At 63.1% G+C, this 19,312-nt stretch carries 19 protein-coding genes; 6 read left to right on the top strand and 13 right to left on the bottom strand.

Annotated elements, in window-relative coordinates:
- Positions 1-6: 6 nt before the first annotated feature.
- The 10 genes from AC1Q6Z_RS03785 to AC1Q6Z_RS03740 all read right to left on the bottom strand — a co-directional run bounded on the left by AC1Q6Z_RS03785 (position 7) and on the right by AC1Q6Z_RS03740 (position 10,548).
- Complete coding sequence (locus AC1Q6Z_RS03785) at positions 7-1,686, bottom strand: formate--tetrahydrofolate ligase (RefSeq protein WP_492646791.1); 1,680 nt, start codon at positions 1,684-1,686, stop codon at positions 7-9.
- A 247-nt stretch (positions 1,687-1,933) separates the two neighbouring features.
- Positions 1,934-3,085 carry a DUF2333 family protein gene (locus AC1Q6Z_RS03780; protein ID WP_256117569.1) on the bottom strand — a complete coding sequence of 384 codons (1,152 nt, stop codon included), beginning with the start codon at positions 3,083-3,085 and terminating at the stop codon, positions 1,934-1,936.
- Positions 3,078-4,379, bottom strand: coding sequence for a DUF6638 family protein (locus tag AC1Q6Z_RS03775; protein WP_492646790.1), 1,302 nt, complete (start codon positions 4,377-4,379; stop codon positions 3,078-3,080). Before AC1Q6Z_RS03775 ends, AC1Q6Z_RS03780 begins: the two co-directional genes overlap by 8 nt.
- A 24-nt stretch (positions 4,380-4,403) precedes the next feature.
- A complete protein-coding gene (locus AC1Q6Z_RS03770; protein ID WP_492646789.1) occupies positions 4,404-4,673 on the bottom strand; it encodes a type II toxin-antitoxin system RelE family toxin in 270 nt (89 codons plus the stop codon).
- Entirely contained in the window at positions 4,657-4,890 is a 234-nt protein-coding gene (relB, locus tag AC1Q6Z_RS03765) for a type II toxin-antitoxin system RelB family antitoxin (RefSeq protein ID WP_492646788.1), read from the bottom strand. Before relB ends, AC1Q6Z_RS03770 begins: the two co-directional genes overlap by 17 nt.
- Positions 4,891-4,973: 83 nt before the next feature.
- Positions 4,974-6,884, bottom strand: a complete 1,911-nt coding sequence (locus AC1Q6Z_RS03760; RefSeq protein ID WP_492646787.1) for an AAA family ATPase — start codon at positions 6,882-6,884, stop codon at positions 4,974-4,976.
- 36 nt (positions 6,885-6,920) lie between these two features.
- Positions 6,921-8,069 (bottom strand): hypothetical protein, encoded by a 1,149-nt coding sequence (locus tag AC1Q6Z_RS03755; protein WP_492646786.1) that lies wholly within the window; start codon positions 8,067-8,069, stop codon positions 6,921-6,923.
- A 223-nt stretch (positions 8,070-8,292) separates the two neighbouring features.
- Positions 8,293-9,381 carry a hypothetical protein gene (locus tag AC1Q6Z_RS03750; protein ID WP_256117576.1) on the bottom strand — a complete coding sequence of 363 codons (1,089 nt, stop codon included), beginning with the start codon at positions 9,379-9,381 and terminating at the stop codon, positions 8,293-8,295.
- A gap of 175 nt (positions 9,382-9,556) precedes the next feature.
- On the bottom strand, positions 9,557-9,934 hold the full coding sequence (locus tag AC1Q6Z_RS03745; RefSeq protein ID WP_439624415.1) for a c-type cytochrome: 378 nt from the start codon (positions 9,932-9,934) through the stop codon (positions 9,557-9,559).
- Between the two features lie 26 nt (positions 9,935-9,960).
- Positions 9,961-10,548 (bottom strand): thymidine kinase, encoded by a 588-nt coding sequence (locus tag AC1Q6Z_RS03740; protein WP_435267790.1) that lies wholly within the window; start codon positions 10,546-10,548, stop codon positions 9,961-9,963.
- A gap of 228 nt (positions 10,549-10,776) precedes the next feature.
- Between AC1Q6Z_RS03740 and AC1Q6Z_RS03735 the strand changes: the two genes are divergently transcribed.
- The 6 genes from AC1Q6Z_RS03735 (at position 10,777) to aptA (ending at position 16,656) form a co-directional block, all read left to right on the top strand.
- The gene (locus AC1Q6Z_RS03735) at positions 10,777-11,736 is read left to right on the top strand and encodes a choline ABC transporter substrate-binding protein (RefSeq protein ID WP_492646785.1); all 960 of its coding nucleotides are present in this window, start codon (positions 10,777-10,779) and stop codon (positions 11,734-11,736) included.
- A 146-nt stretch (positions 11,737-11,882) separates the two neighbouring features.
- Positions 11,883-12,758 (top strand): choline ABC transporter permease subunit, encoded by an 876-nt coding sequence (choW, locus tag AC1Q6Z_RS03730; protein WP_435267791.1) that lies wholly within the window; start codon positions 11,883-11,885, stop codon positions 12,756-12,758.
- Positions 12,755-13,795 (top strand): choline ABC transporter ATP-binding protein, encoded by a 1,041-nt coding sequence (choV, locus tag AC1Q6Z_RS03725; protein ID WP_435267792.1) that lies wholly within the window; start codon positions 12,755-12,757, stop codon positions 13,793-13,795. The genes choW and choV overlap by 4 nt, the downstream gene beginning before the upstream one ends.
- Positions 13,796-13,877: 82 nt before the next feature.
- Positions 13,878-14,642 carry a HugZ family pyridoxamine 5'-phosphate oxidase gene (locus AC1Q6Z_RS03720; protein WP_492646784.1) on the top strand — a complete coding sequence of 255 codons (765 nt, stop codon included), beginning with the start codon at positions 13,878-13,880 and terminating at the stop codon, positions 14,640-14,642.
- Between the two features lie 182 nt (positions 14,643-14,824).
- The gene (locus tag AC1Q6Z_RS03715) at positions 14,825-15,163 is read left to right on the top strand and encodes an ArsR/SmtB family transcription factor (RefSeq protein ID WP_256117585.1); all 339 of its coding nucleotides are present in this window, start codon (positions 14,825-14,827) and stop codon (positions 15,161-15,163) included.
- A 167-nt stretch (positions 15,164-15,330) separates the two neighbouring features.
- Positions 15,331-16,656 carry an omega-aminotransferase AptA gene (gene aptA, locus AC1Q6Z_RS03710; RefSeq protein WP_256117586.1) on the top strand — a complete coding sequence of 442 codons (1,326 nt, stop codon included), beginning with the start codon at positions 15,331-15,333 and terminating at the stop codon, positions 16,654-16,656.
- A 58-nt stretch (positions 16,657-16,714) separates the two neighbouring features.
- Here the strand turns inward: aptA and AC1Q6Z_RS03705 are convergent, their stop codons facing one another.
- From AC1Q6Z_RS03705 to AC1Q6Z_RS03695, 3 genes are read right to left on the bottom strand one after another with little or no spacing between them, the layout of a single operon-like run.
- Positions 16,715-18,337 carry a saccharopine dehydrogenase family protein gene (locus AC1Q6Z_RS03705; protein ID WP_492646783.1) on the bottom strand — a complete coding sequence of 541 codons (1,623 nt, stop codon included), beginning with the start codon at positions 18,335-18,337 and terminating at the stop codon, positions 16,715-16,717.
- Entirely contained in the window at positions 18,334-18,744 is a 411-nt protein-coding gene (locus tag AC1Q6Z_RS03700) for a thiol-disulfide oxidoreductase DCC family protein (RefSeq protein WP_492646782.1), read from the bottom strand. The genes AC1Q6Z_RS03705 and AC1Q6Z_RS03700 overlap by 4 nt, the downstream gene beginning before the upstream one ends.
- Positions 18,745-18,782: 38 nt before the next feature.
- Positions 18,783-19,277 carry a GNAT family N-acetyltransferase gene (locus AC1Q6Z_RS03695; RefSeq protein ID WP_492646781.1) on the bottom strand — a complete coding sequence of 165 codons (495 nt, stop codon included), beginning with the start codon at positions 19,275-19,277 and terminating at the stop codon, positions 18,783-18,785.
- Between the last annotated feature and the right edge of the window lie 35 nt (positions 19,278-19,312).

The following is a 19,312-nucleotide window of genomic DNA, read 5'->3' as shown; positions in this document are numbered from 1 at the left end:
CTTTTGTCAGAACAGGCCCTCGATAAAGCCTTCTTCGTTCAAAAAGATCTTCTCCGACGACGGCACCTTGGGCAGGCCCGGCATGGTCATGATCTCGCCGGTGATGACGACGACGAAGCCCGCACCGGCCGATAGCCGCACCTCGCGCACCGGCACCGTATGCCCGGAGGGCGCGCCGCGGAGGTTCGGGTCGGTCGAGAAGGAATATTGCGTCTTGGCCATGCACACCGGCAGGTGGCCGTAACCCTGGTCCTCCCAGACACGCAACTGGTCGCGCACCGACTTGTCGGCGATCACCTCGCCGGCATGATAGATGTCCTTGGCGATCGTCTCGATCTTCTGGAACAGCGGCATCTCATCCGGATAAAGCGGCGAGAACTGCGAAAGGCCGGATTCCGCGAGTTCGACGATCCGGTGCGCCAGCGCCTCGATGCCGGCAGAGCCCTGCGCCCAATGCTTGCAGAGAATGGCCTCGGCACCGAGCGTCGCCACATAATCCTTCACCGCCTGGATTTCAGCATCCGTATCGGAGATGAAGTGGTTGATGGCGACGACGACGGGCACGCCGAACTTCTTGACGTTCTGCACATGCCGGCCAAGGTTCGCGCAGCCCTTCTTGACCGCTTCGATATTCTCCTTGCCCAGTTCGTCCTTCTTGATGCCGCCGTTCATCTTCATGGCGCGCACGGTCGCGACGATGACCGCCGCATCCGGCTTCAGCCCGGCCTTGCGGCACTTGATGTCGAAGAACTTTTCCGCTCCGAGATCGGCCCCGAAACCGGCTTCCGTCACCACGTAATCGGCAAGCTTCAGCGCCGTGGTCGTCGCGATCACAGAGTTGCAGCCATGCGCGATATTGGCGAAGGGGCCGCCATGCACGAAGGCCGGGTTATTCTCCAGCGTCTGCACGAGGTTCGGCTGCATGGCGTCCTTGAGCAGCACCGTCATCGCCCCATCCGCCTTGATATCGCGGGCGAAAACCGGCGACTTGTCGCGCCGATAGCCGATGATGATGTTGCCGAGGCGCTTTTCGAGGTCCTTGAGATCCATGGAAAGACACAGGATCGCCATGACTTCGGAGGCCACCGTGATGTCGAAGCCCGTCTCGCGCGGATAACCGTTGGCAACGCCGCCGAGCGAGCCGACGATATGGCGCAGCGCCCGGTCGTTCATGTCCATCACGCGCCGCCAGGCGATGCGGCGGATGTCGATATTCTGCTCGTTGCCCCAGTAGATATGGTTGTCGATCAGCGCGGAGAGCAGGTTGTGCGCCGAGGTGATGGCGTGGAAATCACCGGTGAAGTGGAGGTTCATGTCCTCCATTGGCACGACCTGCGCATAACCGCCGCCGGCGGCCCCGCCCTTCACGCCGAAGCACGGGCCGAGCGAGGCCTCGCGGATGCAGGTGATGGCCTTCTTGCCAATGCGGTTGAGGCCGTCGCCAAGCCCGACCGTCGTCGTCGTCTTGCCCTCGCCTGCCGGCGTCGGGTTGATGGCGGTGACGAGGATCAGCTTGCCGTTCTTCTTGCCCTTCTGCGCGGCGATGAACTCGGCGCTGATCTTCGCCTTGTCATGGCCATAGGGCAGCAGGTGCTCGGGCGGAATGCCGAGCTTGCCGCCGATCTCGATGATCGGCTTCTTCTTTGCAGCGCGGGCAATTTCGATGTCGGATTTCACGTCGGCCATGCAGTGTCGCTCCCTTTTGGCAAAACGTCCGCAGCCGGGTCTCCTCTCCCGAAGGCGGCGTTTTCCCTTGTTATTTGCCCCGCCATTTCAGCGTGAAGCCGCCCGCCGCGCCACGCCGGAATTTGCCGCTTGCTGGGTTAAAAACGACACGGAGCGATAAATTTGCGGCGGAAGCGAATAGCGAATAGCGAATAGCGAATAGCGAATAGAATTTAGCCCTGCTCGCTATTCGCAACTCCCTATTCGCTCATCGTGCCAGCACGTCGCGCATTTCGACGAGGTTCGAGCGCACCCGCAGGATATAGAAGCCCATCGTCGCCAGATGGGTCGGCATGATCCAGCCGTCCTCGCGACCGTTCGAGATGATGGCCGGCTGGATGCTGAGTGCGGAGCGCAGCTGCTTGATGCTTTCCGCCCAGATCGGCTCGATGCCACGCGCCTTGATGACCGCGTCGAAATCCGCGCCGGCCGCAGACAGGATGCCGTAATAGCCGTAGAGCTGGCCATAGGCGAACCAGAAGCGGTCGTCCGCGCGCGTATCGAACCAGCCGCCATTGTGGAATTCCGAGCGCTCGCGGATGATCGCCGAGGTCGAACCGATATCGTTGGCGATGCGATCGAGGAACTCGATCAGGTTGTCCGAGCGGCCGTCGAAGATCGCCTCGCAGGATTCGAGCGAGGTGTTGAACTTGCGCAGGTCCGCCATCGCCGTGCGGTAATAGTTCGGCGTCGGCGTCTTCGGCAGCAGCGAATCCGAGCCGAAATACCAGGTCTCCTCATCGAACTGGATATTGCCGCGGGCGCGCTGAAGATCGGCATTGATGCCGGACGTGCCGCGCACACGGCCGAGCGAATCGACGAGCTCGACGGAGGTACGGCGCACCGCCTGGTTGATGCCGCGCTGGAACGAGGCCTTGTTGTCGAACCACGGCGTCTTGTCCCAGTCGAGCCCGAACAGCCCGAGCTTGTAGAGCAGCATCGAGGAGATCCAGGCATTCTGGTTGACATTATAGTCGATCAGGTCCGCCGTGACGTCGACGATCGCCGAGCGCACGCAGGTTTTCGGCTCCGGCTCCGCCACTTCGCCCGCGGCCGGCGTGGTCGCGGCCGCACCCGTCGAGGCGACGCCGGCATCCTGCTTGCGCTGGGCGAGATTGTAATTGTTCACATAATCCGGATTGAAGCCGCTCCACACCTGGGCCTGCCAGATGAAATAGGCATAGAGGCCGAAGAGGACCAGCAAGCCGATGCCGATCGGCCCCTTGATGATCCAGCCGCGCGCCCGATACCAGTTCGCCGCCGCCATGAACGGCCAGAGGATCCAGGCGATCACCAGGCCGATGCCCCGGCCGATGGCCGCGAAGATGCGCTGGAAAAACGCCACGATCGGGTCAAGCATTGGTATCGTCCTCTCTGATGCCGTACAGCTTTCGGCGGAAGCCAGCCTTGTCTTGCAGATAGGTCCGCGTCAACGTCGCAACAACGTACTCGCGGAACTTTTCGCTATATTGCTCGTAGGCCGCGTAGAAACCCTGCTTGTCGAAGACGAAGCGCGACACGAAGTCATAAGGAACCATCTGTGAAATCAGGCGGTTGACCAGCCACTGGTCGGGATGTTCGGGCGCTGCGCGCACCACGAGGAAACGCCGTTCCGGCGGCACCTCGTTGATCTTGATCTCGCCCGTCGCCGCCACCGTGCGGATCGCCTCCTGCAGGAACGGATAGGTGCCGTCGCGCGCCACAAGCTCGGAATTGCGGTGCATCCAGGTCTGCAGCCATATCCTGTCGGCCTTCTCAAGATCGCTCGTCGGATCGCCCTGGTTGACGAGGTTGACGACCGTCATGTCCGCCCGGTGCTGGAAGAGGCCGGATTGCTCGACCCACGAGGCGCGCGGCAGTTCCAGCCGCTTGGTCGAGGAGAGGAATTCGAAGATGCGCTTGTGATCATTCAGCGCGATATAGCTCACCTGCCATGGCCGCGAGCGGCGGAAACCCGGCACGGTCGGATCGCAGATCACCGTCGTCGTCTTGTCGTCGAGGAAGACGTAGACGCCGCCGAAATGGTTCGCCCAATAGGCTTCGTGGCGGAAGACGAGCTGGTCGGGCACCAGCGCGTTCTGGCGGATATCGCCGGTCTGCTTGGCAAGCTCCACCATACGGTTGAGCATGGCATCGTCCGACCAGGCATTCGGCACCGTCTTCAGCCGGTCGACCAGCCCGCGCAACTCCCCTGCCTTGCCGAGCATGTCCTCGGCCGAAAGCACCTTGAAGCGCACCTCGTTGATCGACAGCAGGTCGTCGATATCGTTGACGACCGAGACCGAGTCCTCAATCTCGCCATAGAGCGCATCGCGGATGGTGATCGCGTTGATCGCCCGCGCATTGGCCGAAAAGAACTCGTGCATCAGCGCCGCGGTGTTCGAAAAGCTCGTATGCACCACCGGCAGGTTCACCTGCTCCGGCGTCATGATGACGAAGCGCCGGTTGACCCGGTTCGGATCGAGATAATCCCGGTCGCCGAGCTCATCGGCAATCTCCGGCGAAAACCCCGTCATGTCGATTCGGAAACTGCTGAGCGCCGTGCGCCGCATGCCAAACCCGTCCAGCGCCTTGTTGTAGCGCTCGACCAGATGCGGCTCATCGACCGGCAAAAGCCGCCCATAGATCAATTCGGCTTCGAGGAGGCGTTTCATGTGGGTACGGCTGCCATCCAAATTTTATCTATACACTTCACGGCGGTGACCGATCTCGACGACCAGGACGACGAGCGTGCCATCACGCAACTGGCAGAGAATGCGATAATCGCCCACCCTATAGCGCCAAAGATGCCCAAATTCGTTTCCCTTCAAGGCCCCGCCGAGCAGACGTGGACTTTCAAGAACAGCCACTCTTTTGTAGAGATATTCACGAATACGTTTCGCATCGGGCCGGCCCATCTTCTGAAGCTGGCGGATTGCATCGTCCGTAAGCTCAATCGTCCAGGCCAAGTTCCCGCGAGACCTCCTCAAGCGGATGGGTTCTGGTCTCGCCGCGGTTCAGCCGTTCGAGCGCCCGCTCCGCTAGATAGACATCTTCAAGGTCGTCAAGGTGCTGCTCGATCGCCTCGCGGATATAGTATGTCGCGGTCCTGCCCGTCCGTTGGGCAAGCAACTGCAACCGCTCATACGTTTCATCAGGAAGCCGAATTGCCGTCTGGCGGGTCATTAAAGACCTCCTTGGTATATGTGCATCCCACCTATTAGCACGAGCAGCGGCATGTTTCCATGCGAGAACTGTGACATGCAATCCTACCACCGCCCCTCCGCCTTCATCGTCTCCATCTCGCGGATCGCCTTTTCGCGCTGGCGTTCGCGGCGGATGATGTCGGTGACGGCGGCATCGTCGGATTTGTCGGTGTAGCGAAATTCGGAATCGGCGTAGCGGTTGATCTCCTGGAGCACCATTTCCATCGAGATGGGGCCGCGCAGTTCCTCGATCATCGCCTTCTTCTCGTCGTAGCCCTTGTGCATGAAGGCGTCGGCGGTGGTGAACCAGTCGTCGGGCAATTCAACATCCATTGCGCGCATCTTGATCGCATCGGTGATGTTCTTGATGGCGCGGCCGGTGAAGCGCGGTTCGGCGATCTTGATGCGGTGCAGGTAGGCGCCGACATCGGCGAGCGACTTGACCGCGCCATGCTCCTTCTCATGCGCCTCCCAGACGGCGAGCAGGCCGTCTTCCTGCGGCCTGGCATGCTGCTCGTAGGAGGTCGAGACGGCGCGCTTGATCTCCTGGCCTTCGAAGAGCTTGTGTTCGCCGAGCGGGATCGAATGGTTCTTGCCGACGAGCATCGCAAAGATGTCGATATAGTCGTCTTCGGTCTGCGGCCCGTCGACCAGCCAGCGGGCGCCGGCGCGCTGGCGCAGAGCGTCGTCGACATTTTCCGGATAGTTGGAGAACATGCCAAAGGTGCAGTTGCCGCGGATGACCGTCGAGGCGCCGGCGAAACTTTCCATCAGCACCGCCGTCACTTCGTGCTGGCCGGCAGACGCCCGGTCGTCAGAGCGTTTGGCCGCGACCTGGTCGACATCGTCGATCGTGCCGAAGCCGATTGCCTTCGGGTTGATGACGTTGTTGACGAATTCCTTGCAGTTCTGGCCGGATTTGCCCTGGTAGGAGGAAATCTGGTCGACGCCGAAATTCTCGTAATGGAAGGCGTAACCGGCGGTCTGGCAGTAATCGTTGACGAGGCCGGCGAGCATCTGGATGAGGATCGTCTTGCCGGTGCCCGGCATGCCGTCACCGATGAAGGTGAAGAGGAAGCCGCCGAGTTCGACGAAGGGGTTGAGCTGCCGCTCGAAATCATAGGCGACCAGCATCTTTGCGAGCTTCATCGCCTGGTATTTGGCAATGTGGTTGCCGATGATCTCCTCGGGCTTCTTGAAGGTCATGGTCAGAGGCTTGCGCTTCTGGCCGGGCGCCACGTCGAAGCCGGAAAGCGTGAAATCGTCCTGCTCGATGCGGATATGCGCATTCTCGAAGCCGGCAAGGCCGGTGAAGCGCGCACGGCGGCCGATCAGCCCCTCGATGGCGACGCGCGAAAAGGCGCGGGCGCGGCTGATCAGTGCTGCATCGTCCGGCGCACCGGCGATCGTGTGCTCAAGGCCGGCGATCATGCTTTTCAGCGCATCCTGCGGCGTGTCGAAGAGGTAGTCGGGCTCGCCGCCGTCTTCCACCGGCTCCCCCTCGCCCGGAAGGGTCGAGCCGAGATAGGCGGCGAAGGTGAAGGCGGCGATATAGGCGGAGGCGGCGAGCAGCGCCTTGAACTGGTTTGCCTCGTCGCCGGCCAGGGGCGAGGCGAGATTGCGCGATTGCAGGCCTTCGAGATTGGTCTGGCGGGAGAAGGCATCGGTGACGGCGAGCGCCACTTGCAAACCGCGCCGTGAGCGGAACAGCACGGCATGCTGCTGCGGCGAGAGCAGCGGATCGGCGGCGCGCACGGACTGGATGGTCTTTGCCAGCTCTACCTCGCGGGTGCGCCGCGTGCCCGCCGTCGAAACGGTGGAGACGAAACGCCGGCCTGTGCCGGCGAGCGTCGTGCCGCTTTTGCCGTCTTCGCTTTCGAGGATGACGAGCTTGGTGACGAGGCTCTGCGCCGCCGCCTGATGTTTGGCGATGTCGTCTTCGTGGATCGTCGTCAGTCCGGCATTGAGGCTCATGGCGGAGTCCTTTTGAAAATTCGGCGGGAAGGGTTTCTACCCCTCGCTGATCACCTGGTTTCCGGAAATCACATGCACCTTATAGGCGCCGAAGATGCCAGCGGTCTCGCCTGCGGCGTAGAGCGCCTGGTAGGCATCGTGCGGCACGAGCGCATGTTTTTCGTATGTGCTGACGCCCATGCGGGCGGCTTCGAGATCGTTGGTCTCGATGTGGAATTCCTCCTGCGCCGGGGTGGAACTCCAGAAACCCTTCTGCGCCGGACGCTCGGCTTTGGAGAACACCTCCTGCACCGTCCAGGTCAGCAGCCAGGCGTTTTCGGGCTTGCGCACCTTGGAGAGGATCTCGTTGACCCGCGCATTGTTCTCGGTGATGCCGGCCGAATAGAACGGCCCGAGCACGATGCGGCGCAGCTGCTTGGGGTGCAGCGTCGGGAAATCCTTGTCGAGATTGGTGGCGATCGTCGCAGGCGTCAGCGAATAGGCGCTGTTCTTCAACGTGAAATCGTCAAAGCGGCTGGCAAGTTCCGGATTGAGCAGGCCGCCGACGGGTAGCGGGATGTCCACGTCCGGATTGAGCTTGCCGTCCTGCCCCACCAGCATCTTCACGACGTTCTCGCTCGAATCCTCGATCGTCGCCATGTAGACCATCGGCAGCGTCGCCGTGCCGTCGAAGGCGCCCCAGCAGACGATGTAATAGGGCCGCATGGTCTTGGGGTTGACTGCGACGCGGATCGTCTCCGGCAGCACGAAGGGCGAGAAGATGTCGCCCTTGCCGATCTGTTCCAGATAGAGCCGCTCGGCCATGCGGCCCTGAAGATCGGTCGGGAAGGCCTTCTGGCGCAGGATGAAATCCGCCATCTCGCCGCGCAGCTGGTCGGCATTCGGAATGGCGGCAAGCCGCTTTTCCGCTGTCTGCCGGTCGTTTTCCAGTTCCAGCACGTTCTGGAACACCGGAAAGCCGCTTTCGGCGCGCGAGACGCGGAACTGGTCGATGAAGCCGATGCGGTTCTCCCAGCAGGCGAAGGAGGCCTGCAGCCGGGCGAGATAGGGCACGACGATCTCGCCCACCACGGAGTTGCGGTAGAGCGGCGAGTTGCGGTCGGCCAGGAAGATTTCGAGGCCGCCGAGGGCGGAGCGGATGGTGGAGAAATATTGCGCGACGGCGCTGTCGGCGGGGGCGTTCATTGGGGGTGTACCCCGTTACTCATGGATGCGGAGAATACCCCCCTCTGCCCTGCCGGGCATCTCCCCCTTAAGGGGGGAGATTGGAGGAGGCTAGGCTTTCGCCAATCCTGAACGCCGCGATATGAGGGATGCCCACGCCTCTTGCCGATCTCCCCCCTTGAGGGGGAGATGCCCGGCAGGGCAGAGGGGGGTGACACGATACGCGACATCGGCATTCAGGCTATCACTGCTTCACGTAATTCGCAGTGTTGTGCTTGTCCATGACAGCCTGGAACCGCCGCGCAAACGCATCGTCGGCGAGTTTCTTGCGGCGCTGGATGTCCTGGGTCGACAGCATGTTCTTCTCGTGCATTTCGAGAAGGTCGCCGATATGGCGCTGGGCGGCCGAGCCGATGCCGGCCATGGTCTCTTCCGCTGCGGTATCGACCTGCGAACCGAGCGTGTTGATCTTATGCGCCACGTCCTGCTGGGCGGCCGTCTTCAACGAATCTTCCAGCGCCTTGTAGAGCACGATGCGCTGCTCGGTATCGATCGTCAGCTTGTTGATCAGCGTGTTCTGCGCGGCGATCTGGTTGTTGAGCGAATCGACGAAGGTCTGGAACATCGAGGTGTAGCGTTCCAGCGTCTGGCTTTCGGCGAGCAGTTCCTGCTCCTTCGCCTGCATCATGTTGTACTCGGTCGCCAGCGCCGAGCGCTCACCTTCGAGTTCCGTGCGGCTCTTCTGGTCGGTCGAGGCGGCGATGCGGTTTTCGAGGTCCATGAGCAGCGGGTTCAGCTCCTCGATGCGCTTCTGGGTCGCTTCGAGGTTGACCATCGTGCCCTTGCGGCGCTCGATCACCTGCACGAGGCTCGCTTCGGACGTCTTGTAGCGCTGGTCGAGGATCGATTTCTGTTCCTTCAGGATGCCGACGATCGTGTCGGACTTGGAGAGCAGTTCCTGGAGGTTGCCGGCGAGCGACATGTTGCGCACGCGGTCGGTGCGCATGCGCTGCATCTTCTGCTTGGAGAAGATGCCGATGAACTTTTCATAGCCCGTATAGCTCTTCATGCTCTCGAATTCGGTGCCGAAGATGTTGGTCGCATCCTCCAGCCCGATGATGAGATCGGCGATATTGCCCTCCATCACCTTCTGCTGGTTGATGACATCCGAGATACGGGCGTTCTCGATGTCGAAATTGACGTCGCCGAGCTTGGTGTCCGCCTTGGCGAACTGGTCGAGCACGACGCCCGACTGCTCCATCTTGCTGCGCATCTGGCTGACGACGCTGCGGGTCTTCTCGATTTCCGCATCGAAATTCTGAAGTGTGGCCATGCCTTGTCCCCTTGAAACTCTCCACGGCAGACGTCTTCGCCGCCCGATTTATTCCGTTGCGGCAACACTATACGATTTCAGACGGATAGGAACCTGCCCGACGGCGTTACCGGAACAAGATGTGGGACAGTACGGGACGCCCGCAAGGCCGGCGGGCAAAAATTCTTGGGCACGCCTACTCTTGCGCCGGGCTCTTCAAGTAGGCAATGAGATTTGCGATGTCCTCGATCTTCTTGAGCCCGGCGAAGGTCATGCGCGTGCCCGGCACCATCGCCTTGGGCGCCATCAGATATTCGGCGATCAGCCCCTCGTTCCATTGCTTGCCGCCCTCGGCAAAGGCCGTCATGGCCGGGGAATAGCTGTAATCCGCAATGGAGGCGACCGGCCGGCCGATAATACCGGACAAGGTCGGCCCGACCTTGTTGACCGGCTCCGTCGAGTGGCAGGCCATGCATTTCTTGAACACCGCCTTGCCGGCGATTGGATCACCCTCCGCCAGCGCGGAGGTGGTAAGACAGAGGAATGCGGCTGCACCTGCAAGAAGATGTTTCATCGTCCGTCCTTCGCCGCTCGATGCCGTCAATCGGCGTTCATGATGTCGTCCCAGTGGCGGCGGCAGTAGGAAACGTACTTGTCGTTACCGCCGATTTCCACCTGTGCGCCCTCGCGTGCCACCTTGCCGTCTGCGCCGAGCCGCACGACCATCGTCGCCTTGCGGCCGCAATGGCAGATGGTGCGCACCTCGCGCAGCTCGTCGGCGATGGCAAGCAGCGCCTGGGAGCCCGGAAAGAGCTTGCCCTGGAAATCGGTGCGCAGGCCATAGGCCATGATGGGGATGTGCAGGCGGTCGGCGGCGCGGGCGAGCTGCCAGACCTGCTCTTCCGACAGGAACTGCGCCTCGTCGACGAAGACGCAGGCGATCTCGCCTTCGCCGTCGCCGTTCAGCTGCTCGATATGGCGGTAGAGATCGTCCGTATGGTCGAAGGCGATGGCATCCGAGGTCAGCCCGATGCGCGACGAGATGCGGCCCTGGCCGGCGCGGTCGTCGAAGGAGGCGATGAAGATCGCCGTGCGCATGCCGCGTTCACGGTAGTTGTAGGACGCCTGCAGGAGCAGCGTCGACTTGCCCGCGTTCATCGTCGCGTAACTGAAATAGAGCTTGGCCATGATTTTCTCCGTCCCCGCGTCATGGCGCGGGAGCACGCGATTTTCCAGCCGCAAAGGGCGGAAAACCACAGAAAACAGCACGGCCCATCCGTTGCGACATTCATGGGCGCAATTGCGAACAGGCGCGAAATTTATTGGACGTTTCAGTGGCTTCGGGCTACGCCAAGGTGCTTGAAAGCATGTCGTTTTGATGATTGGCTATACCACCAATTATAAGGGGAGCAAAAAATGAAGACTGCATCACCATTCAAAACCATTCTTGCCGCAGCCTTGTCCGTCCTCGCCCTCGGCGTCGCCCATGTTTCGGCCGCCGAAGCCGAAAGCTGTGGCAAGGTTCGGTTCTCGGATGTGGGCTGGACGGACATTACCGCCACGACCGCGACGGCCGCCACCATCCTGAAGGGCCTCGGCTACGAGACGGAAACCACCGTTCTCTCCGTGCCGGTCACCTACACTTCGCTGAAGAACAAGGACATCGACGTCTTCCTCGGCAACTGGATGCCGACCATGGAAGCCGACATCAAGCCGTTCCGCGAGGACGGCTCGGTCGAGACCGTGCGCGAGAACCTCGAGGGCGCGAAATACACGCTCGCGACCAACGCCAAGGGCGCCGAACTCGGCATCAAGGATTTCAAGGACATCGCCGCGCAGAAGGATGCGCTCGGCGCCAAGATCTACGGCATCGAGCCGGGCAATGACGGCAACCGCCTGATCATCGACATGGTCTCCGGCGACAAATTCGGCCTCACCGGCTTCGAAGTGGTCGAATCCTCCGAGCAGGGCATGCTGGCGGAAGTCGCCCGCGCCGAGCAGGATGGCACCCCGGTCGTCTTCCTCGGCTGGGAACCGCACCCGATGAACGCCAACTTCAAGCTGACGTACCTGACCGGCGGCGACGACGTCTTCGGCCCCAACCTCGGCGGCGCGACCATCTACACCAATGTGCGCCAGGGCTATGTCGCAGAATGCCCGAATGTCGGCAAGTTCCTGCAGAACCTCAAGTTCTCGCTGGAAATGGAAAACCAGATCATGGGCAAGATCCTGAACGACGGCAAGGACCCGGAAGCGGCCGCGACCGAATGGATCAAGGCCAACCCGGCGGCCATCGAGCCGTGGCTTGCCGGCGTCACGACCAAGGACGGCAGCGGCGAGGCCCTGCCGGCCGTAAAAATGGCACTCGGTCTCTAACAGGCCAGAATAGGGCGGGAAGGAAACTTTCCCGCCCTTCCTGCCTCTGGATACTGCAATTCCAGCAAAAGTGTGCGACGGTTTTGCACCCGGAATTGCGCGGGCATTTCTGCTCATCCTCAACCTCCAGAACGGGGCTTGCTGCCGTGGATTGGCTTACCGTTTCTAAAATTCCGATCGGCCCGATTGCCAAGGAAGCCGTCAACTGGCTGACGACGAATGGCAAAGGCCTGTTCGACTTCCTGAAGGTCTTCCTGCAGGCCGGCATCGATGCCGTGCTCTTCCTGCTGCAAGGGCCGTTCATCACCAGCGCCGGCGGCAAGCTCGCCTATGCGTTCTTCTTCATCGCGCTGGTGACGGGGCTGAGCTGGTATTTCCGCCGCTCGCTCGGCGTGGCGATCTTCACCTTCCTCGGCCTGCTGCTCATCGTGAACCAGGGCTACTGGAAGGAGACGACGGAGACGCTGGCGCTCGTCCTGGCCGCGACCGGCGTCAGCATGGTCGTGGGCGTGCCGCTCGGCATCGCCGCCGCGCGCCGGCCCTGGTTCTACTCGATCCTGCGGCCGATCCTCGATCTCATGCAGACGATCCCGACCTTCGTCTACCTGATCCCGGCGCTCATCCTCTTCGGTCTCGGCATGGTGCCGGGCCTCATCGCCACGGTCATCTTCGCCATTCCCGCACCGATCCGCCTCACCCGCCTCGGCATCATCTCCACGCCGCCCTCGCTGGTGGAAGCCGCCCAGGCGTTTGGCGCGACGCCGAGCCAGGTGCTGCGCAAGGTGGAACTGCCCTATGCGACGCCGCAGATCATGGCGGGTCTCACGCAGACCATCATGCTGTCGCTGTCGATGGTGGTCATCGCGGCCCTCGTCGGCGCCAAGGGGCTTGGCGTTCCGGTGGTGCGCGCGCTCAACACCGTGAACATCTCCATGGGCTTCGAGGCCGGCCTCTGTATCGTCATCCTGGCGATCATCCTCGACCGCCTCTTCCGCTCCTCCGATGACGGAGACGCCCAATGACCGACACCGTCATCTTCCAGAACGTCTCGATCATCTTCGGCGACAGCCCGCAAAAGGCGCTCGCCATGGTCGATGCGGGCAAGACCCGCGACGAGATCGGCGCGGAAACCGGGCTGGTTCTCGGTGTCGCCGATGCGACCCTGTCGATCACCGAGGGCGAGATCCTCGTGCTGATGGGCCTGTCCGGTTCCGGCAAATCGACGCTGCTGCGCGCCGTCAATGGGCTTGCCCCGGTGGTGCGCGGCGATGTGCAGGTGAAGGCCGGCAACGGCTCGGTGAACCCGTACAAATCGACGCCCAAGGCGTTGCGCGATTTCCGCATGCACACGGTCTCGATGGTGTTCCAGCAGTTCGCGCTCCTGCCCTGGCGCACCGTCGCCGACAATGTCGGCTTCGGCCTCGAACTCGCCAACGTGCCGGACAACGAGCGCAAGGCGCGCGTCGCCGAACAGCTCGAACTCGTCAACCTCACCAAATGGGCGAGCCGCAAGGTGAACGAGCTGTCCGGCGGCATGCAGCAGCGCGTAGGCCTCGCCCGGGCGTTCGCCACCGGCGCACCGATCCTGCTGATGGACGAGCCCTTCTCCGCGCTCGACCCGCTGATCCGCACGCGTTTGCAGGACGAGCTTCTGGAGTTCCAGCGCCGGCTGAAGAAGACGATCCTCTTCGTCAGCCACGACCTCGACGAAGCCTTCCGCATCGGCAACCGCATCGCCATCATGGAAGGCGGGCGGATCATCCAGTGCGGCACGCCGCAGGACATCGTGAAGAACCCGGCCAACCAGTATGTCGCGGATTTCGTGCAGAACATGAACCCGATCAACATGCTGACGGCGCAGGACGTCATGCAGCACGGCGCCTCCAGCAATGGCGGCGTCACCGCGACAGCGACGCCGCAGACGCCGCTCGTCGACATCCTCGACGCCATGTCGCGCACGCCCGGCAATGTCGGCGTCGTCGACAACGGCACGGTGATCGGCACGATCAGCGCGCAGGATGTCGTGAACGGTTTGACGCGGCACCGCCGCCGCGGCTGACAGCCGCGCCCAATCGGACTAGAAAAGGCAGCGCTCCGCACGGGCGCTGCCTTTTGCATTCGCGATACGGGGAGCAAGCACCATGGCCGAGAAGGACAAACCCAGCGTTCTGCGCGAAACGGACGACGACGCCCGCCGCCTCGCCCGCACGCTGCTGCGCTCGGCGCGAAGCTGCGCGCTCGCCGTCATCGAGCCGGAAAGCGGCGCGCCCTTCGCCAGCCGAACGCTGACCGGCACCGATACGGACGGCACGCCGGTCATCCTCGTCTCGGCGCTGTCCGTCCACACCCAGGCGTTGCGGCGCGACCCGCGCGCCTCGCTGCTCGCCGGCGAGCCCGGCAAGGGCGATCCGCTCGCCCATCCGCGCCTCACCGTCATCTGCGAGGCCGAGGAGGTGGCGCGCGAAAGCGATTCGCACGCGGCCCTGCGCGAACGCTTCATCCGCCGCCATCCGAAGGCCAAACTCTATGTCGATTTCCCGGATTTCGCCTTCTTCCGTCTCGTGCCGCTGCGCGCCCATCTCAACGGCGGCTTCGGCAAGGCCTTCGTGCTCACCGCAGACGACCTGCTGATTCGCTCGCCCGCCCGCGGCGCGCTTGCCGAGATGGAAACCGGCGCCGTCGAGCACATGAACAGCGATCATGCGGAGGCCGCCGGCATTTACGCCCGCCATTATTGCGGCGCAAAGGACGGCGAATGGATCATCGTCGGCCTCGATGCGGCCGGCGTGGACCTTGCGAGCGGCGATAAATTGAAGCGATTGGAATTTTCACGCGAACTTGATCAGGCCTCGGAACTCAGGGGCGAGCTTGCGCGTTTGCTTCGCGAAGCACGGGCGGCTGGCTGAAAAGCGGCGTTTCCGCGTCCGTCCGCTTTGGCGTGTTCCGGGTTTTCGGCCTGCGCCTATCGCTATGCGTGCAGCATACCCCCATTTCTGGCTCTTGATGAGGGGTATTTTGTTTATATGCTAACAAGCGGATTCACATAAAATCATATGATTTGAAGCGGAAACGCCCAAAGGAGTTTCAGATGGACAAGATTTCAGACGCAGAACACGCGCAGGCCGAAGTTGCATCGGACTTTCTTTCCGCCATGGCGAACCCGAAACGCCTGCTCATCCTGAAAGTGCTGGTCGAAGGCGAGATCGCGGTCGGCGCCCTGGCAAACCAGGTCGGCCTCAGCCAGTCGGCGCTGTCCCAGCACCTTTCGAAGCTGCGCGCACAGAACCTGGTGACCACGCGCCGCGATGCCCAGACCATCTATTATTCCAGCAAGTCGGATGCCGTGCTGACCATTCTCGATGCGCTTGAGCGCATCTACCGGGCTTCCGGCAGCGGCGCCGCCGAAAAGAAGCTGCGCATCGCCTGAACAGCCTAAAATCACCCGGCATAGGCCGCCCCGGATGTCCGTCCGGGGCGTTTTGCATGGCTGCGCGCCCAAGGCTGCTTGACGCCCCGGGGCGCCTTGATACTTTGACCGCCGGGTAAAATTTGCCATCCGCATGGCCCCGCATTCAGAAGCACCGGAGAGACCGCATGTCCAACCGCCTCAACACCCCCAACGATCTGCGCGCCTTCTGGATGCCGTTCACGGCGAACCGGCAGTTCAAGAAGGAACCGCGCCTCTTCGTCGGCGCCAAGGACATGCACTACACGACCCATGACGGCCGGCAGGTGCTCGACGGCACGGCGGGCCTCTGGTGCGTCAACGCCGGCCACTGCCGCCCGAAGATCACCGAGGCGATCCGCGAACAGGCCGGCGAACTTGACTATGCGCCCGCCTTCCAGCTCGGCCACCCCAAGGCCTTCGAACTCGCCAATCGCCTGGTGGACATCGCGCCCGAGGGCATGAACCACGTTCTCTACACGAATTCCGGCTCCGAATCGGTCGAGACCGCGCTGAAGGTGGCCCTCGCCTATCACCGCGCCAAGGGCGACGGCTCGCGCTTCCGCCTGGTCGGCCGCGAGCGCGGCTATCACGGCGTCAATTTCGGCGGCATCTCCGTCGGCGGCATCGTCTCGAACCGCAAGATGTTCGGCACGCTGCTCACCGGCGTCGACCACATGCCGCACACCCATTTCCCGGACAAAAACGCGTTTTCGCGCGGCGAGCCGGAGCATGGTGGCGACATTGCCAGCGAGCTCCAGCGCATCATCACCCTGCACGATGCCTCGACCATCGCCGCCGTCATCGTCGAGCCGGTCGCCGGCTCCACCGGCGTGCTCATCCCGCCGAAAGGCTACCTCCAGAAGCTGCGCGAGATCTGCACGCAGCACGGCATCCTGCTGATCTTCGACGAGGTCATCACCGGCTTCGGCCGCCTCGGCGCACCCTTCGCCGCGCAGTATTTCGACGTGAAGCCGGACATCATCACCACCGCCAAGGGCCTCACCAACGGCGTGATCCCGATGGGCGCCGTCTTCGTGACCTCCGAGATCCATGATGCCTTCATGAACGGCCCGGAGCACATGATCGAGTTCTTCCACGGCTACACCTATTCCGGCAATCCACTGGCCTGCGCCGCCGCACTCGGCACGCTCGACACCTACAAGGAAGAAGGCCTGCTCACCCGCGCCGCCGAACTCGCCTCCTACTGGGAAGACGGCCTGCATTCGCTGAAGGATTGCCCGAACGTCATCGACATCAGAAATGTCGGCCTGATCGGCGCCGTCGAACTCGCGCCCATCGCCGGCGAGCCGACCAAACGCGCCTTCAACGCCTTCCTGAAGGCCTATGAAAAGGGCCTGCTCATCCGCACGACGGGCGACATCATCGCACTCTCCCCGCCGCTGATCATCGAGAAGCACCATATCGACGACCTATTCGGCAAGCTGCGCGAGGTCTTGCAGAACAACATCTAAGCCCGTCCACCGGGCGGACGCGCAATGGCGCCCTCGGTCGCCATTTTCGTTTGCGGGGTCAAGTTCGCCGCAGGCGGCCGGAATAGTGCACGATGGTGCCGATGCCCGGCAGCGCGATCGGCACGTCGAAGCAGAAGTCCTCGCCCTCAGCCCATTCCCGCGCCTCGCTGCGCGGCGCAAACCATAGCGGCATGGGGATGCCGAAAACGGACCAGCCGCGCATCACCATCGCAAGACCGGAGGCATCCGAAGGCAGGTCGAAGAAGAAGCGCATCGGGCCGAACCGTTCCGTGAGACGATCGCCTCGCTGGCTGAGTTCGCTCATGAAGGCATGGCCGGCAAAATCGCGCGTCCAGCGCTCGGCGCCATTACACTCCTCGAAGGCGACATGCAGCTCGTGTTCGCCTTCCGGCGGAAAGCGCATCACGGCGCCGACGATACGCGCGGGCAGCGAGGTTCCACGCCGCACCCTCGCCCGCCCGGCGGCACCGGCATCGCCGACCAGGTCGTGCATGGCGCGAACAGGTTGCGGCAGGGTCGCATAGGCCGGGCCGATGACGCGGCGGTAAAGCGGCTGATAAGGTCGGCTTTCGATTGCCCGGAAGATGGCGAGCCTGTCGAAATGAGGTGCGAAATCCTCGAGCGCCACCGCACCCGCCGCATGGCGCGCGCCGGGCTCCAATCGCCCCGCCGCCACGGCATTCGCCAGCACATGCGCGGCTATGGTCGGAATCTCCGGTCCGTCACCGTCCTCGGCAATCAGCGTCCAGCGGCGCACCGCCGCCTCGCCACCGGCAAACCCTTTGACCTCGACCGCCATGGCGGAGCGCTCCGTGCCGAAACGGGCGCTCAGCTTCTGCAGCGGCAGCAGCCATCCGGCGAAGGGTGAAAGCGAGCGGACCCAGCCCCATTTCACCGGCCAGCTCAGAAGCCAGAGCGTCAGGAGCTGGAAGGCGAATTCAGGCCCCGCGCGAAAAACCGTCGCCGGCCTTCCGGGGATGGTGGCCGGCACGATATCGTGGTCCGGCACATCCGCGAGCGCCACCAGCCGGCGGATCGGCGCCCGGCCGGCAATGCTGTAGTGTGCGACATGCAGCCGGTGCCAGCCGGTCTCCTGCCGAAAGCGCCGTCCGCGCCACAGCCGCACCGGCTTTCCGACATAACTCAGGATCGCCGCCGCCACCGAGGCGCCCGCCGTTGCGCGGTTGGAGGCGCTGATCGAGGTTTCGACCGAGCACACAGCCTCCATGCCCCGCGACAATTCCGCGATCACCGCTCCGGAGAGCGCCGGCACGCTGGAGCCGCCGGAAACCACCGAGACGCCCGCCGCCCGCGCCGTATCATCCAGCCGCCCGATGCCGCAGACGAAATCCCGTGCATCCGCAAGGTCGAGATAGTGCACGCCGCTGGCGATGCAGGCTTCCGCGACCTGGTAGCCGCTCCCCTGGAACGGCCCCGCCGCATCGACCAGCAGGAAGGGGCGATGGGCTTCGAGAAGCGGGCGGAGGTCGGCATTGCGATCCGCCACCAGCGCGCGGGCATTGGGCAGGTTCGCGGCAAGGCGCTCTGCCGCGGAACCATTGCGCCCAGTGACCAGCACCGCCCAGCCATCCGCCGCCAGCCGTTTTGAAAGCCGTGCACCAAAACCACCATAGCCGCCGAGCACGATGACGCTTTTCACAGCACCCGATCCGCATCATCCGACGATGGCACCCAGCAGGCTTCGCGCCGCCCGAAAATGCGATAGCGGTTGCGCGCGAGCCAGCGATAGGCCGGGTCGCGCAGGAAACGGGGAATGAAGCGCAGCGCGGCAAAAGCCTTCCACGGCCAGCCGAGGCCGGCATAGATCGCCAGCACCGCATCGCTGTCCTTGAAGAGCCGGTCGCCTTCGACGACGATCATCGATTCGGGATCGGCCGGATCGATGCCGAAGCGGCGGTAGAGGGCTGCACCCACCGCATTCTGCATGGAGGCGAGGCGGAAACGGCGGGCGTGATCGTGCCGGAGCACGAATTGCGCATTGGCCGAGCAGAGAATGCACTCCGCATCGAAGACGATGATCGGGCCTGCCGCGTCGTTCCGGTTCATGACCTGAACATATGGTGCCGGCCTCGCGCCATCAACCACTATGCGGCCGGGACAAGCGTCTTTTCATAGCGCCAGACGCCGAGATCGAACGGCCCTTCGATCGTGTCCGTCCTGATGGTGACGGTGCCTGTCAGCATCCAGCCGCATTTTTCATAAAAGCGCGCGGCCCTGTCATTGCCGATCGCGCAGGCAAGCCAGGCGGTTGTTACGCCATCGGCGGCAAGCCGCTCTTCGGCATCGGCGACGAGGGCTGCGGCGATGCCCGCACCGCGCCCTTCGGGGGCCACGAAAAGCTGGTCCAACTCGTCGTGCTTGATGTAGCAGAAACCGAGTAGCGCGCCATGCTCGCCGATGACGCGCACATCGTCCAGCATGGCCGGCAGGCGGTCTTCGAAACTCCTCAGCGTGCGCAGGCGGGTCAGTTCGACCGGCAGCACCGCCGCATGCCCATCCTGCCAGCCGGCATGCCAGAGCCGCGCAAGCGCGGGGATCTCCGAGGTCTCGGCCGGACGTATGGTATGTGCCGTCTGCATATCGTTCTCCATGCGGGGCCGAAGGTTAGCCGTGC

It is taken from the genome of Shinella sp. GW835-FHT14H05, assembly GCF_058793575.1.
The sequence above is the reverse complement of the archived record's forward strand: the minus strand, read 5'-3'. Positions and strand labels throughout refer to the sequence as shown.